This window comes from Alteribacillus sp. HJP-4 (genome assembly GCF_042139015.1).
Taxonomy (GTDB): domain Bacteria; phylum Bacillota; class Bacilli; order Bacillales; family Marinococcaceae; genus JBHIKY01.
This window is the reverse complement of sequence record NZ_JBHIKY010000022.1, coordinates 1-14,872: the sequence shown is the minus strand read 5'-3', so window position 1 is coordinate 14,872 and position 14,872 is coordinate 1. Positions and strand designations below refer to the sequence as shown.

Here is a 14,872-nt window from a genome sequence, read left to right as displayed (position 1 = left end):
CGGGTGATAAAGTAATAAACCAGGAGGAAGTTTACATTTAACTCACGACAAACTTCCCTATTTCTATATTAAGATTTTATCTTTTCCTGTCTTATGAAACGGAAATCCTATAAAGTTGTCGAAAAAACCTTTGCGAAATTTTTCTGAAAACATGATAGAATAAAAGGAAGTCATGCTGAATTACAGCGATATACTAAATGATTTAGCAAATATTCGAATACAAGAGCAGCTAGAGGAAAGTAGGTGTAACGATGGCAAAAATTATTGCTGTCGCCAACCAGAAGGGCGGAGTAGGAAAAACCACCACTTCAGTTAATATCAGCGCCTGTCTGGCTTACATAGGTAAGAAAGTATTACTTGTTGACATTGATCCGCAGGGAAATGCAACGAGCGGTGCTGGAATAGAAAAAGGGGACGTAGATGAATGTGTGTACAACCTGCTGGTAGAAGATACAGACATCTCACAGGTGATCCGGCCATCGAGCGTGGACAACCTGGACGTGGTTCCTGCCACCATTCAGCTTTCCGGAGCGGAGATTGAACTCGTTCCGACCATTTCGAGGGAAGTCCGTCTGAAAAAGGCGCTGAGTAATGTTGATAAAGATTACGATTATATGATTATTGACTGCCCGCCATCTCTTGGGCTGTTGACTATCAATGCGTTGACGGCTTCCGACTCTGTGCTGATTCCTGTTCAATGTGAGTATTATGCACTGGAAGGACTCAGCCAGCTGTTAAATACAGTCCGCCTGGTACAAAAGCATTTAAACACTCATTTATCCATTGAAGGAGTGGTGTTGACAATGCTTGATGCGCGGACAAACCTCGGTATTCAAGTGATTGAAGAGGTGAAAAAGTATTTCAGGGATAAGGTTTTTGAAACGATTATTCCAAGAAATGTCCGGTTAGGTGAAGCACCAAGTCATGGGCTCCCGATTATTTTGTACGATGCAAAATCAAGGGGAGCAGAGGTTTATTTAGACTTAGCAAAGGAAGTGGTTGCCGGTGGCTAAAGGACTTGGCAGAGGGTTAAATGCTCTATTTCCGGACGAAACAAGAGGTAAGGATGATGTCATTAAGGAAATTAAAATGAAAAATCTCCGTCCCAATCCTTACCAGCCTCGAAAAAACTTCTCCGGCGATGCGATTGATGAATTAAAAACATCCATATCTAAACATGGTGTGCTCCAGCCATTAATCGTTCGGAAAAGCATTAAGGGGTTCGAAATTGTAGCGGGAGAGCGGCGTTTTAGAGCAGCTAAGGAAGCCGGTCTCGAGACTGTACCTGCGGTAGTGAAGGACCTTGATGATGAAAAAATGATGGAAATAGCTCTTATTGAAAACCTGCAGCGTGAGAATTTAAATGCGATAGAGGAAGCAATAGCCTACGAAAAATTAATGACATATTTGAATTTGACACAGGATGAGCTTTCCAAACGTCTAGGTAAAAGCCGCCCTCATATCGCTAACCACATGCGGCTTCTGCAGCTTCCAAAGCCGGTTCAGGATAAGGTCTTTGATCAATCCATCACGATGGGGCATGGCCGGGCTCTGCTTGGCTTAAAAAACCAGGAGCTTGCTCTGAAAGCAGCCGAAAAAATTATCGATGACGAGTTAAACGTCCGACAGACAGAAGAATTAGTGCAGCTGTTGAATCAAAAGAGTGTTTCACGTGAAACAAAAGAAAAAGACAAGAAAAAGCCTTCGGTTTTCATTCAGTCTAAGGAAGAAGAACTCCGCTCCTTTTTTGGAACGTCTGTTTCTATAAAAAAAGGAAAGCGAAAAGGGAAAATAGAAATAGAATTTATGACAGAGGATGATCTTGAGAGAATTTTACATCTTCTGGAAAAATAATTTAGCGCAAGCGTACTCCGGGACGCTTGCGCTTTTTTCTATGGACGAACTGGTTCTTTTTTTGAAACATCTTTAGATGTTAAATACGTTTTTGGCAGCGTTGTAACAGAAGGAGGGGATTGGCGCAGTGATAATTGTCTATCTGCATGGATAAATCCTTCAGAAATACACTCTGCGATCGTCATAACCATATGCAGCCTTGTATTCTGCAGGACGAAATATTCCATCATACCGCTTACATTAACGATGCCGGTAATATGAACATCTCCGACAGGAGGAAGCTTCTTATTCATTGCTGCACCGGGCATGACCGGCCCCTCAGCCAAGGAGATAGTTCCTACATTTTTTAGACGCCCGAGGCAGGCATCGACAGCGATGAGGAAAGGATTTCGGTATTTCTGGACTATATCAGCAAGCGTTTCCTCTAAATTAACGGCGTGAACTGGCGCCGCCAGAGTTCCGTGTACGTGAACTCTTTTTAAGCGTGCTTTTTGAAGCATTGTTCCCGTCAGCGGCCCCAGGGAGTCCCCCGTGGAGCGGTCTGTGCCAATACAGACAATCACAATGTCGCGTGAAACAGGAATCGTCTGTATCAGTTCCTTTAAGGAAGATGCGAGCTTTAGATAAGAGCGATGCTGATCAGCATGTATTCTCGCGGAAAAGGCTGGTCGTTCCGTAATCGGTTTTTTTCCAAGCATATTGGTCTCTCCTTTTTCATACTAGTTCCAGTATAGGAACCATTTTTATTTTCTATACGCATTGGACAAGTATCGACATTCCAGTTAAGGGAGAGAGCAATGATAGCAGACGGACTAAAATGGATGTTTTTAATAATTGGAACGACGATTGGCGCTGGCTATGCTTCAGGACGAGAAATCTGGCAATTTTTTGGGCATGAGAGCGGACTTGCTATCGTGTTGTTTATGATCATGTTTATCATCTCCTGTTATGTTGTCATGACCGTCAGCTTTCAGCATCAAACAAAAGATTATTCTGCTGTACTGACAGTACTGATGGGTCCGAAGGTGTCCAAGTGGTATGATGTCATTATTATTTTTTATTTATTTACAACCACCGGTGTCATGATAGCTGGTGGGGGAGCTGCCCTGGAAATGTTTCATATTCCGTATTCGAGCGGCATTTTATTCATGTTCGTGCTGTTGATCCTCACAGCTGCCAGGGGGATCAAGGGTTTGACAGAGATCAATGGAGTGTTGATGCCAATTTTGATTATCTGTCTCGGCGCCGTGCTTCTTTGGTTTTTCAACCACGAGGATAGTGCAGTTGGTGTCAGCAGCTGGAATCATCAAAGCAACTGGACAGCTGCCTTTACCTTCACGTCGTTGAATTTACTTCCGCTCGTGGCCGTGTTGTCGGCTGCCGGAAAAAAAATAAAGCGCAGGCAGGAAATTATTGTCGCTAGTGTTGGCAGCGGCGTTGTACTAGGAGGAGTTTCCCTTCTTTATAACGCTTCTCTCGTGAAAGCTGCTGAAGACATTTTGCTTTATGAAATACCATTGTTTGCAATCATGGAATCCTTCCCCGGGTATATGACGATGATTATGACTGTCCTTTTATGGGCAGCGATATTTACTACGGCTGCTTCAGGATTATTCGGCCTGGTCAGCCGGCTTCAGCCCATGTTTTCTGCGCCGGGGTGGATGTTGGCCATTCTGCTTTTAAGTCTGATGCTGCCAGTGACGACATTTGGATTTGCAAGCCTTGTTGGTTTCTTATACCCGTTATATGGATTTTTAAATTTATACTTATTAATCATGGTGTTAATTCATCCTTTTTTTATTTCTCATAAAAAATGAATTAATTTTTCAGGTCATTTTCAATTCAGGTGAACGCTCTTCGCGGGGACTGAGCACGGAACGCGGTCGATTGTAACAGCGAAAAATTATATTGAGTGGAAGATGCATGCGGACAGGAGTTCCGGTATTCTATCAAATTTCCCTCTTTTTGAATAGGAGGCGGACATGAGGTGCGCTATTTGCCTGCTGGACAAAGAATTTGGCTTCCTTTTCAGCTGATAACGGAACCATTGTCCGGAGAAGTCGGCGGTGGCTTCGCTTAAGCTCAATTAAATGAGAAATTTTATTTCCCTGGAAATAAGGATATTGGGAAGACTGGGTGATTGTTTATTTCAAGAGGATAGGATAGGATAATAAATATAATTTACAAGCTTGCAACAGTATTAAAGCGAGGTGTCTGAAATGGCGGGAGTACCGTACGAGCTGCATGACATTGTTGAAATGAAAAAACCGCATCCATGCGGCGAAAACCGCTGGAAAATAATACGGATGGGGGCCGATATCCGCATTAAATGTCAGGGCTGTGGCCATAGTGTGATGCTCCCGCGCCGGGAATTCACTAAGAAGATGAAAAAAGTTACGGAGCATGCCAATAATTAAGGATTTTTCCGGGGGTGCTTGCGCTTTTCTTTACTTCTTTCTATAATTGGGAAGGATATAACTCTTTTTGTTTTTTTACATTTAGAAGGAAGTGAATTTTTATGGCTTTAACAACAGGCATTGTAGGCCTTCCGAATGTCGGGAAGTCTACATTATTTAATGCCATTACTCAGGCTGGAGCGGAATCAGCAAACTATCCGTTTTGTACCATAGATCCAAACGTCGGGATTGTAGAAGTTCCTGATTTCCGGCTGCAGAAGCTTACAGAGCTTGTGTCGCCCAAAAAAACGATTCCTACGGCGTTCGAGTTTACTGACATTGCAGGTATTGTTGAAGGGGCCAGCAAAGGAGAAGGACTCGGAAATAAATTTCTCTCCCATATACGCCAGGTCGATGCTATCTCCCATGTTGTCCGCTGTTTCGATGACGGGGATATTACTCATGTGTCGGGCAGTGTAGACCCGATTCGGGATATTGAAATTATTAATCTCGAGCTGATTCTAGCTGATCTCGAATCGATTGAAAAAAGAGCGGCAAAGGTGGCGAAGCTGGCAAAGTCAAAAGACAAGGACGCCATGGCAGAGTACGAGGTATTGAAAAAACTCATTGCGGCATTTGAAGAGGAAAAGCCGGCCCGCAGTCTCGAGCTGACTGATACGGAGAAAAAGATTGTTCACGGCTTTCAGCTTCTGACAATGAAGCCGGTACTGTACGCTGCAAATGTAAGTGAAGAGGATCTTCTCGGCGAGGACAATGAATATGTGAAAAAGGTCAAGCAGCTGGCCGCCGAAGAAGAGTCGGAGGTCATTACTGTCTGTGCAAAAATAGAATCAGAGATTGCAGAGCTCGACGGAGAAGAGAAAATGGAATTCTTAGAAGAGCTTGGTATAGAAGAATCAGGTCTTGATCAGTTGATTCGGGCAGCCTATTCATTGCTTGGACTCGAGACTTATTTTACTGCTGGTGAACAGGAAGTGAGAGCCTGGACAATCCGCAGCGGTACGAAGGCGCCACAGGCAGCCGGTGTTATTCATACCGATTTTGAAAGAGGCTTTATACGCGCAGAGGTTGTCAGCTATGATGCTCTCGTAACAGCCGGGGCAATGGCACAGGCGAAAGAAGCAGGAAAGGTTCGTCTCGAAGGGAAGGACTATGTGGTGAAGGACGGAGACGTCGTTCATTTTCGATTTAACGTATAGTGTAAAGAAGAAAGGCCGTCTGTCACGACGGTTTTTCTTTTTTTCTTCCTGTTTTGGCATGGATAAATTCGTGTATGATTAATTTAGAAAAAGGCAATGTGGGGGGGTGGTAGTTTGTCTATATTAAAAATAATAGATGCGGAAAAACACCGCCAGGATACCGTAATCTTTCCGGCGTTTCAGCTTGAAGTCGAGGAAGGAAATGCAGTGGCAATACATTCAAGTATAGAGGTGCGCCGCATTCTGCTCGATTTTATATCAGGTAAAGAATTTTTGGCAGCCGGTGAAATCAGGGTGGCAGATAAGCCTGTGCAGCTGGGAGAAGCCTCTCAGATACGGGGGCTTGGCATATTATTTCTTGATGATGGTGTGTATGAGCGACTGCGGGTAAAGGATTACTTGATATTTTTTAAACGATTGTACGGATCGCAGGTAACTTTAGCTGAGGTTTATGAGCATCTTCAAATGACCGGTGACAAACAGACGCGCGTAAAGGACCTGCCTTATTCAAAGATACGCCGGCTTCAGATGGCCAAACTGCTATTGCAGGATCCCTGTCTTTATATATTAGAAGAGCCGGACCAGAATGTAGATACTGAAACAAAACGAATTTTTGTAAAGCTGATCCGGCACTTGAAATTGAAAGGAAATGGAATTTTAGTTCTGACGAGCAACATGGAAAGTGCCATAATCTTTACGGAGAGAATTTACCGCCTGGATGACAAAGGGCTGCAGTCAATCGACGTGAAGCCTGAAACACGAGAAATAGAGGATACGTCTGCAGAAATGGTGGAGGAAGCAGAAGCAGAGCCGCTTCGTTTTCATAAAATACCGACAAAAGTAAATGATAAAATGCTTCTATTCGATCCTCCTGAAATAGATTATATCGAGAGCCATGATGGACAGTCCAGTGTCCATATCCGTGGAGAATCATTCCCTTGCGTTTTCACACTTAACGATTTGGAAGGAAAGCTTCAATCATTTGGTTTTTTTCGGTGCCACCGTTCCTATATTGTGAATCTTCAGAGGGTACGAGAGGTTATCACCTGGACAAGAAATAGTTACAGCTTAAGGCTGGAAGACAGTGTTCAATCAGAAATTCCTCTTTCCAAAAGCAAGATGGCAGAGTTGAAAAGTATGCTCGGGCTGAAATAGCTCCACTCACCAATGTCATAGCTCCTTTTATCGAAAATATGATGTCGGCCGGCTCCTGTTCCTTTATGCTGTTGGGGATGAAAAAACCGCTTGAGTAACAGGCAGAAGAGGAGCAAAGCAATGGAAAACATTATTCATGTTGATGGCTTAAAAAAAGAATTTGCGAATAAGACCGCTCTGGAGGATATGGATTTTTCTGTAAAAAAGGGTGAGATTTTTGGCTTTCTTGGACCGAGTGGTGCTGGGAAAACCACAACCATTAAAATTTTAACCGGCCAGCTTGAACCGACCACAGGAAACGCGAGTGTCTTTCACGTTTCTGCCGCTAAAATTAACAGCCCGCGTTACCTTAAAAAGATCGGGGTAATGACGGATAACAGCGGATTATATCAGCGGCTTTCCATCTATGAAAATCTTAAACTTTATTGTGCTCTCTACGGAATTCCTTTAAAACGAATCCAAGAAGTGCTCGAAGCAGTTAATTTACAGGGAGAAGAAAAGAAAACTGCAGCTAAGCTTTCAAAAGGGATGATGCAGAGGGTCATTTTAGCCAGAGCACTGCTGCATGAGCCTGATTTATTGTTTCTGGATGAGCCGACCGCCGCGCTGGATCCAGCTACCTCCATCCTGATTCATAAAGAATTACGTAAATTAAATGAGAAAGGAACGACAATCTTTTTAACGACCCACGATATGAACGAGGCAGAAGAATTGTGTGACAGGGTCGCCTTTCTTTTTGATGGCCGGGTTAAGCTGCTGGATGAACCTAAAAGTCTGCGGCGCAGCTTTTCTGACAACACGATTACGGTAGAACTGAAGAATGGTGGAAATATTGTCATGAAAAACGGTCCGGAAAGTGCAGGGGAACTGTATAAGTACATGACTGAAGATCAAGTTATTTCCATGCGGACAAATGAACCGACGCTGGGCGATATATTTGTTAATGTGACAGGGAGGGCGCTTGTATGACACTTTCTTTTAAAAGAATGTATGCCATTTTTGAAAAGGATCTCAAGGACCTTTCGAAAAACATGTTTGTGTTGACGACCCTTCTCATGCCTTTGGTGTTCGCTCTCATGTTCAGCCGTTCAGAAACGGTATCCATTGAAATTTATTTTCTCGTGATCAATATGACGTTTTCCGCTGTGGGTACATTCGTGCAAAGTGCCATTATTGCAGAGGAAAAAGAGAAAAATACGCTGCGGGGCCTGATGATGTCTCCTGCTTCCACCATCGATATTCTTGCTGGTAAAAGTCTTGTCAGTATCGTATTAACGGTTGTGACGATGATTCTCTGTCTTTTTATTTTAGATTATGAAATGACAAATCCCGCTTTGACTATCCTGGCGTTTGGAATATCTCTTTTATTTTTTATTGGGCTTGGTACCATTCTCGGACTGTTGACAAGATCGTTAATGGAAGCTTCTGTTGTTATTGTGCCTGTAATATTTGTGCTGGGAATGGGGTCAATTTATTACTCGTTTATCCAAGAATATTCTGCGCTTCAATTTCTTGAATATCTTCCAAACTTCCAGTTGGAATTTTTAGCGCGGGAGCTCGAGGGCGGTGCTGCAGCACGGGATATTGCAGAGTATCTTGCTGTACTCAGCGGCTGGGCCTGCGCTGCAGTTGTATTGACTATTGCAGTCTTCCGAAAGCGGTCCATTGATGAGTAACTGTGTTGAATTCTTTTCTGTAATGACATTGTCAATCCCGGCTCGTTCTGCTATAATCATAACTTGCGAGTAAAATTTCTTTTTTGAATTTGCTCCTTGCTCTGTCTGATGGACAGGGCCATAGACCAAAAGGAGGTGACGCAGTATGCGTAAATACGAAGTTCTTTATATCATCGCTCCAAGCGTGGATGAAAATGGTGTAAAAGAAACCATTGAACGTTACAACAATGTTTTGACAAACAATGGAGCGGAGATCGAAAAGGTGGATGAAATGGGGAAACGCCGTCTAGCTTATGAGATCAATGATCTTAAAGACGGTTATTATGTCGTTACTTACATTAAGGGCGACGCTCAGGCCACAAACGAATTTGATCGTCTCGTAAAAATGGACGACAATGTAATCCGCCATCTAGTTGTAAAAGATGAAGATTAATCGACAATAAAATTGGGAGGGGTTCCGATGATAAATCGAGTTGTACTGGTCGGCCGCCTGACCCGCGACCCCGAATTGAGATATACACCGAATGGCGTTGCTGTAGCAAACTTCGGGATTGCTGTCAATCGTCCGTTTACCAACCAGCAGGGAGAACGCGAAGCTGACTTCCTTAACTGTGTGGTATGGAGAAAACAAGCGGAAAATGTTGCAAACTATTTGAATAAAGGCAGCCTGGCCGGCGTAGACGGCCGTCTGCAGAGCCGCAGCTATGAAAATCAGGAAGGCCGCCGTGTTAACGTCGTCGAGGTTCAAGCTGAAAGCGTACAGTTTTTGGAGCCCCGCAATGCTTCTGGAGGCGGCGGTTCTCAGGGATATGGTTCCCAGGGTGGAAACCAAAACCAGGGCAAGCAGGATCAAGGCAGAGGTTCTTCGAATCTTAATGATGATCCATTCGCCGATGACGGCAAGCCTATCGACATCTCGGATGATGATCTGCCATTTTAAGGACACCCTTTCCCTATCATAAAAAGTAAACGATCATAAACATTTTTATAAAAGGAGGTTGAAACGATGGCACGTCGCAGAGGAAAGCGCAGAAAGGTCTGTTACTTTACAGTCAATAAAATTAAAAAAATTGACTATAAAGACACAGAGCTTTTGAAGAAGTTTGTTTCTGAACGCGGAAAAATCTTGCCTCGCCGTGTGACAGGTACTTCCGCTAAGTACCAGCGTCAGCTTACACGCGCGATCAAGCGTTCCCGTCATGTAGCTCTGCTCCCTTACGTAAAGGAGCAGTAATAATATTAATACAGCCGCCGCTCAGGGTATTTGCCCTGGGCGGTTTTTTGTATTTCAAGAGGTTTATATTTCTTCAGAAAAAGGTAAAGTAGATATAATTCACAGGCTCTCACATATAAGATGCTGCTGACCAGGAATCCTCAGCCTTCAAACTCCCGGCAGAAAAATAAACAGGACAGACGAAAAAATAAAACACATGCAGCCGATTCGCATAATTTTTGCGGATCGGTATTTTTGAGGGGAACATGCCCACATTGTCTTTTGTTAGAATGAAGCTTTATGCTACTCCTTTCTTTTTTGCAGTGAATAGGCTACAATAGACGAATGAATTTCACATTTTTACACATATAGAGATTGATAATAAAAGTGGATCTTTATAGTGTTTCATTAGACGAGGTGACCTTTTTGCAACGAACAAAACGTTTGACAGAAGGAGCGGTTTTGAGCGGATTATATATAGTCCTGCTATTGCTCGTTCTGTTCATTCCATTTTTAGGAACCATTCTGTTATGGTTTCTGCCTCTCCCTTTTATTATTTACGTTGTCCGGCATGGTTTAAAGCCGGGTCTTTTGATGTTTACCGTAACGTTGCTGCTTTCAATTTTAATCGGAGCCGGTATCGGCCTGCCGTTCACACTCCTTGCAGGAGCCGGCGGAGTGACAGCTGGAACCTTAATTCATATGAAAAAAGAAGCGCTCCTGGTACTTGCGGGAACCTCCATTGCAAATATTTCAGCTTTAACCTTGCTTTATGCAGGCTCCGTCCTTATTTTAGATATTGATCCATTGTCAGTTATGCAGGATATTATGCGGGATTCTGTTACTCAGGCGGAATCGATGCTCGGAGCAATGGGGCAGGAGCCGTCAGAGAATCTCGACATGTTTAATGAAATGATTACGCAGGTCGGTTATATGGGACCGCTGATTATTGCATTTACCGGGATTGCATTTGCCGGTCTTTCCCAGGGCATCGCACATATCGTGCTTCGCCGCCTAAAAACTCCGGCTGAGCCTTTCCCGCCGTTCCGCGAATGGAATTTTCCTAGAAGTCTGCTATGGTACTATTTGATTACATCTATTATCTTTTATATTGGAATGGAAGAAGAGGGAAGCCCTTTATTTATTGTCGTTTGGAACCTCTTTCCATTACTGGAAACGGCGATGGCTATTCAAGGTTTTAGTGTGGTTTTTTACTATTGCTATAAGAAGTCCATCACCAAAGCTGTTCCGATAATTATGCTTATTTCTGGGTTAGTTTTACCAATTATTCTCCTTTTCGCTCGAATCTTAGGTATAATTGATTTAGGATTCCATTTAAAAAAACGTATGGAAACTGACAAGAAGTAGGGGTTGACATTATGCCGAAGTTTTTACTGAGACGATGGCACGGCTTTCACGTAGTGGCATTATTTATTATTGCTGCTCTTTTCATCGGTGTTTTAACTGTATATCAATGGCAGCTGGGCCTGCTTGGATACTGCCTGCTTGCTTTGTTGTTTATTTATGTAATTCAGGCCCGATTAGCGTTTGAAAGAGATCTTGAGCAATACATCAGAACGCTTACCCACCGGGTGAATAAAGCCGGAGAAGAAGCGGTAACAGAACTTCCTGTCGGAATGATTCTTTACAACGAAGAGTATCAAATCCAATGGGGCAACCCCTTTATGAAAAATTTTATGCCTAAAGAATTTACCGGTGAAACACTCGACCGCATTTCACCTGATTTAATCCCTGCCATAAAAAAAGGGGCAGCGGAGACGAAGATTACGTTAAAGGATCACCACTACTTTGTTTATTTACGACAAACTGAAAGACTACTGTATTTATTTGATATTACCGAGTCGGTCCAGACAAAGCTGCTTTATGAAGAAGAGCAGTCGGTCATCGGCCTGGTCTACCTTGATAACTATGATGAAGTGACGCAGGGGATGGACGAGCAATTACAAAGCAGGCTGAAAAGCCATGTGACCTCTGCCTTAAATTCATGGGCGAATGAACATCAAGTGCTGCTGAGAAGCATTGCTCCGGATCGATTTATTGCCGTTATGAATCATGGTTCACTGAAGCAGCTTGAAAAGACAAAGTTTGAAATACTTGATGAAGTCAGAGAAACTACTGGAAAAGACAAAGTCCCAATAACCTTGAGTATCGGGATCGGCACCGGTGAGGAACCGCTGCGTGAGCTGGGAAGCCTTGCGCAGTCGAGTCTTGATCTTGCGCTAGGGCGCGGGGGCGACCAGGTTGCAATTAAAGAAACGAGCGGAAAGGTTCGTTTTTACGGCGGTAAATCCAATGCTCTTGAAAAAAGAACAAGGGTGAGGGCGCGGGTTATTTCGCATGCCCTGCGCGACTTTGTCCTTGAAAGCGACCAGGTAATCATTATGGGGCATAAAAATCCTGATATGGATGCAATTGGGGCGGCGATCGGCGTCCATAAGATAGCCGAAGTGAATAACACCGATGCCTATATTGTGGTGGACCCAAATGATATTAATCCTGACGTAAAAAAATTAATGGAAGAAGTCGGTAAGCATGATGATCTCTGGTCACAGTTTATTACACCTGAAGAAGCGATGGAGGAGCTCACTCGGCATACACTGCTGGTGATTGTCGATACTCATAGACCTTCGCTTGTCATCGAACCAAAGCTCTCAGAAATTGTTGACCGTGTCGTAGTTCTTGATCATCACAGGCGGGGAGAAGAGTTCATTAAAGATCCTGTACTTGTTTATATGGAGCCGTATGCCTCTTCTACTTCCGAATTAGTAACAGAACTGTTAGAATATCAACCACAGAAATTAAATATGGATGTACTCGAATCAACAGCTTTATTAGCCGGCATTATTGTGGATACGAAAAGCTTTGCGATCCGTACAGGATCACGCACTTTTGATGCCGCTTCGTTTTTGAAATCCCACGGTGCGGACACCACACTTGTACAGATGCTCTTAAAAGAGGATCTCGAGCAATATGTCCGTCGCTCTCATTTAATTGAAAAAGCTTCTTTGTACCGGGATGGCATGGCCATTGCAGTAGCTTCGGAGGACGAGGTGTATGATCAAATTTTAATCGCTCAGGCAGCCGATACGCTGTTAACCATGAATGACGTAAAAGGTTCATTTGTTATATCAACTCGACAGGATGGGAAGGTAAGCATCAGTGCACGCTCTCTGGGGGATGTGAATGTGCAGCTTATCATGGAAGCAATGAACGGGGGCGGCCATTTGACAAATGCTGCAACCCAGCTGTCAGACGCCACCCATGAAGAAGCAGAAACTCAATTAAAAGAATCGATTGATGAATACCTGGAGGGAGGAACACAGGAATGAAAGTGATTTTCAAACAAGATGTCAAAGGCAAGGGTAAAAAAGGCGAATTAAAAAATGTGTCGGAAGGTTATGCAAGAAACTACCTGCTCCCCAACAACCTTGCCGTTGAAGCGACAAAAGGCAATTTAAAAAATCTTGAAGCAAAACAAAAAAGCAACGAAAAAAAATATGAAAAAGAATTGGCTGAAGCAGAGGCCTATAAAGAGAAGCTCGAAAACACCACCGTTGAAATATCAGCCAAAGCAGGTGAAGCCGGCCGGCTGTTTGGAGCAGTTTCAACCAAGCAGATTGCAGAGACGATGAAAAGTATGGATTTAAAAATAGATAAAAGAAAAATTGAAATGAAAGAACCTATCCGCACGTTAGGGGTAACCAAGGTGCCGATAAAAATACATCCAAAAGTAACGGCGACTGTCGATGTACATGTGAAGGAAGAATAGGAATTGGCTCGACCTGAAAGGCAGGAAGCACCAATGAGTGAAGTATTTACAGACAGAACCCCACCTCAAAATATTGAAGCGGAACAAGCGGTGCTTGGAGCTATTTTCTTAGAAGCAGAATCGTTAATCACGGCCTCTGAACGGCTGGCGCCCGAAGACTTTTACCGGGCGGCCCACCAGCGCATCTATCGTGTCATGCTGGAGCTTGGAGAAAAAGGCAGTCCGGTCGACCTTGTGACTGTCACGTCTTCTTTACAGACCCATCAATGGCTCGAAGAAATTGGAGGCATTACGTACTTAAATGACCTGGCAGGTTCTGTGCCAACAGCTGCCAACGTCGACTATTACAGCAGATCGGTTCAGGAAAAGTCATTGCTCCGCCGGCTGATCCGGGCAGCGACTGACATAGCATCTGAAGGTTATGCCGCAGAAGAAGAAGTAGAGGATATTCTCAATGATGCGGAAAAATCGATTCTGGAAGTTGCGCAGCAGAGAAGCTCGCAGGCATTTGTTTCCATAAAAGATGTATTGATTGAAACGTATGATAACATTGAAATGCTTCAGAGCCGGGAAAACGATGTAACTGGCATTTCAAGCGGGTTTGCGGAGCTCGATCGTATGACTGCAGGTTTTCAGAGAAGCGACTTGATTATTGTCGCAGCACGGCCTTCAATGGGGAAAACCGCTTTTGCCTTAAATATTGCACAAAATGTGGCCACAAAAACAGCTGAAAACGTGGCGATTTTCAGTTTGGAAATGGGAGCAACTCAGCTCGTCCAGAGAATGCTCTGTGCTGAAGGAAACATCGACGCGACGAGAATGAGAACCGGCGCGCTGGAAGAGGAAGACTGGGAAAAACTAACCATGGCAATGGGAAGCCTCTCTGGAGCCGGTATATATATTGATGATTCCCCTGGTATTAAAGTAAATGACATCCGTGCCAAGTGCCGCCGTTTGAAACAGGAACGGGGCATCGGCATGATTTTGATTGATTACCTGCAGCTGATACAGGGGTCTTCAAAAGGCGGGGAAAGCAGACAGCAGGAAGTATCTGAAATATCGAGAAGCTTAAAAGGACTTGCAAGAGAACTTGATGTGCCGGTTATAGCTCTTTCGCAGCTCTCCCGCGGCGTGGAATCCAGGCAGGATAAACGGCCGATGATGTCCGATTTAAGAGAATCCGGAAGTATTGAGCAGGATGCGGATATCGTTTCTTTTTTGTATAGAGAGGATTATTACGAACAAGAAGCAGAGAACCAGAACATCATTGAAATCATCCTCGCCAAGCAGCGTAACGGTCCGGTAGGCACAGTAGAACTGGCCTTCATAAAGGAATATAACAAATTCGTTAACCTCGATCGACGTCATGATGAAAGCCAGGCGCCGCCTGGAGCGTAAGGGGCTGTTGCAAAAGCCCCTTTTTATAGAAAAAGTAGTAACCTAAATAGAAGATAGCAGGGGACAAGTCCGAAGACTCCAGTGGGAAGAGCAGCGAGGCTGCTGAAAAACCTGCATTTTATCTCCAACAAAAACGGAAGTTCAAAAAAGGACCCTTTTATTCCTCTATT

At 43.8% G+C, this 14,872-nt stretch carries 16 protein-coding genes; 15 read left to right on the top strand and 1 reads right to left on the bottom strand.

What is annotated here, in order from left to right:
* Nucleotides 1-251 precede the first annotated feature (251 nt).
* Together ACE4RR_RS16760 and ACE4RR_RS16755 are read left to right on the top strand one after the other, a co-directional pair.
* Nucleotides 252-1,013, top strand: coding sequence for a ParA family protein (locus tag ACE4RR_RS16760; RefSeq protein ID WP_375536591.1), 762 nt, complete (start codon nt 252-254; stop codon nt 1,011-1,013).
* Complete coding sequence (locus tag ACE4RR_RS16755; RefSeq protein ID WP_375536590.1) at nt 1,006-1,854, top strand: ParB/RepB/Spo0J family partition protein; 849 nt, start codon at nt 1,006-1,008, stop codon at nt 1,852-1,854. Before ACE4RR_RS16760 ends, ACE4RR_RS16755 begins: the two co-directional genes overlap by 8 nt.
* Before the next feature lie 38 nt (nt 1,855-1,892).
* Here ACE4RR_RS16755 and yyaC read toward each other — a convergent pair whose 3' ends face one another.
* A complete protein-coding gene (gene yyaC / locus ACE4RR_RS16750) occupies nt 1,893-2,552 on the bottom strand; it encodes a spore protease YyaC (protein WP_375536589.1) in 660 nt (219 codons plus the stop codon).
* A gap of 99 nt (nt 2,553-2,651) precedes the next feature.
* On the opposite strand from yyaC, the gene ACE4RR_RS16745 reads away from it, so the two are divergent.
* From ACE4RR_RS16745 to dnaB, 13 genes are all read left to right on the top strand, one after another.
* Nucleotides 2,652-3,671 (top strand): YkvI family membrane protein, encoded by a 1,020-nt coding sequence (locus tag ACE4RR_RS16745; protein ID WP_375536588.1) that lies wholly within the window; start codon nt 2,652-2,654, stop codon nt 3,669-3,671.
* Between the two features lie 402 nt (nt 3,672-4,073).
* Nucleotides 4,074-4,271 carry a DUF951 domain-containing protein gene (locus tag ACE4RR_RS16740; RefSeq protein WP_375536587.1) on the top strand — a complete coding sequence of 66 codons (198 nt, stop codon included), beginning with the start codon at nt 4,074-4,076 and terminating at the stop codon, nt 4,269-4,271.
* A gap of 101 nt (nt 4,272-4,372) precedes the next feature.
* Nucleotides 4,373-5,470, top strand: coding sequence for a redox-regulated ATPase YchF (ychF, locus tag ACE4RR_RS16735; protein ID WP_375536586.1), 1,098 nt, complete (start codon nt 4,373-4,375; stop codon nt 5,468-5,470).
* 114 nt (nt 5,471-5,584) lie between these two features.
* Nucleotides 5,585-6,625: a LytTR family transcriptional regulator DNA-binding domain-containing protein gene (locus ACE4RR_RS16730; protein ID WP_375536585.1), complete on the top strand. Its 1,041-nt coding sequence runs from the start codon at nt 5,585-5,587 to the stop codon at nt 6,623-6,625.
* A 120-nt stretch (nt 6,626-6,745) separates the two neighbouring features.
* Complete coding sequence (locus tag ACE4RR_RS16725; RefSeq protein WP_375536584.1) at nt 6,746-7,594, top strand: ABC transporter ATP-binding protein; 849 nt, start codon at nt 6,746-6,748, stop codon at nt 7,592-7,594.
* Complete coding sequence (locus tag ACE4RR_RS16720) at nt 7,591-8,301, top strand: ABC transporter permease (RefSeq protein ID WP_375536583.1); 711 nt, start codon at nt 7,591-7,593, stop codon at nt 8,299-8,301. Before ACE4RR_RS16725 ends, ACE4RR_RS16720 begins: the two co-directional genes overlap by 4 nt.
* 145 nt (nt 8,302-8,446) lie before the next feature.
* Complete coding sequence (rpsF, locus tag ACE4RR_RS16715) at nt 8,447-8,734, top strand: 30S ribosomal protein S6 (RefSeq protein ID WP_375536582.1); 288 nt, start codon at nt 8,447-8,449, stop codon at nt 8,732-8,734.
* 27 nt (nt 8,735-8,761) lie between these two features.
* Nucleotides 8,762-9,241 (top strand): single-stranded DNA-binding protein, encoded by a 480-nt coding sequence (gene ssb, locus ACE4RR_RS16710; protein WP_375536581.1) that lies wholly within the window; start codon nt 8,762-8,764, stop codon nt 9,239-9,241.
* 66 nt (nt 9,242-9,307) lie between these two features.
* Nucleotides 9,308-9,535, top strand: a complete 228-nt coding sequence (gene rpsR, locus ACE4RR_RS16705) for a 30S ribosomal protein S18 (protein ID WP_375536580.1) — start codon at nt 9,308-9,310, stop codon at nt 9,533-9,535.
* A 405-nt stretch (nt 9,536-9,940) separates the two neighbouring features.
* Nucleotides 9,941-10,882 carry a YybS family protein gene (locus ACE4RR_RS16700; RefSeq protein WP_375536579.1) on the top strand — a complete coding sequence of 314 codons (942 nt, stop codon included), beginning with the start codon at nt 9,941-9,943 and terminating at the stop codon, nt 10,880-10,882.
* Nucleotides 10,883-10,893: 11 nt separating this feature from the next.
* On the top strand, nt 10,894-12,864 hold the full coding sequence (locus ACE4RR_RS16695) for a DHH family phosphoesterase (protein WP_375536578.1): 1,971 nt from the start codon (nt 10,894-10,896) through the stop codon (nt 12,862-12,864).
* Nucleotides 12,861-13,304, top strand: coding sequence for a 50S ribosomal protein L9 (gene rplI, locus ACE4RR_RS16690; RefSeq protein WP_375536577.1), 444 nt, complete (start codon nt 12,861-12,863; stop codon nt 13,302-13,304). Before ACE4RR_RS16695 ends, rplI begins: the two co-directional genes overlap by 4 nt.
* Nucleotides 13,305-13,337: 33 nt before the next feature.
* Nucleotides 13,338-14,702, top strand: a complete 1,365-nt coding sequence (gene dnaB / locus ACE4RR_RS16685) for a replicative DNA helicase (protein WP_375536634.1) — start codon at nt 13,338-13,340, stop codon at nt 14,700-14,702.
* Nucleotides 14,703-14,872 lie beyond the last annotated feature (170 nt).

Bases quoted from the DNA above. Each gene is read 5' to 3' on its own strand.
- ACE4RR_RS16720 (WP_375536583.1), top strand. From the start codon at position 7,591: ATGACACTTTCTTTTAAAAGAATGTATGCCATTTTTGAAAAGGATCTC.
- dnaB (WP_375536634.1), top strand. From the start codon at position 13,338: ATGAGTGAAGTATTTACAGACAGAACCCCACCTCAAAATATTGAAGCG.
- yyaC (WP_375536589.1), bottom strand. From the start codon at position 2,552: ATGCTTGGAAAAAAACCGATTACGGAACGACCAGCCTTTTCCGCGAGA.
- rpsF (WP_375536582.1), top strand. From the start codon at position 8,447: ATGCGTAAATACGAAGTTCTTTATATCATCGCTCCAAGCGTGGATGAA.
- ACE4RR_RS16725 (WP_375536584.1), top strand. From the start codon at position 6,746: ATGGAAAACATTATTCATGTTGATGGCTTAAAAAAAGAATTTGCGAAT.
- ACE4RR_RS16740 (WP_375536587.1), top strand. From the start codon at position 4,074: ATGGCGGGAGTACCGTACGAGCTGCATGACATTGTTGAAATGAAAAAA.
- ACE4RR_RS16695 (WP_375536578.1), top strand. From the start codon at position 10,894: ATGCCGAAGTTTTTACTGAGACGATGGCACGGCTTTCACGTAGTGGCA.
- ACE4RR_RS16745 (WP_375536588.1), top strand. From the start codon at position 2,652: ATGATAGCAGACGGACTAAAATGGATGTTTTTAATAATTGGAACGACG.
- ychF (WP_375536586.1), top strand. From the start codon at position 4,373: ATGGCTTTAACAACAGGCATTGTAGGCCTTCCGAATGTCGGGAAGTCT.
- ssb (WP_375536581.1), top strand. From the start codon at position 8,762: ATGATAAATCGAGTTGTACTGGTCGGCCGCCTGACCCGCGACCCCGAA.
- ACE4RR_RS16760 (WP_375536591.1), top strand. From the start codon at position 252: ATGGCAAAAATTATTGCTGTCGCCAACCAGAAGGGCGGAGTAGGAAAA.
- rpsR (WP_375536580.1), top strand. From the start codon at position 9,308: ATGGCACGTCGCAGAGGAAAGCGCAGAAAGGTCTGTTACTTTACAGTC.
- rplI (WP_375536577.1), top strand. From the start codon at position 12,861: ATGAAAGTGATTTTCAAACAAGATGTCAAAGGCAAGGGTAAAAAAGGC.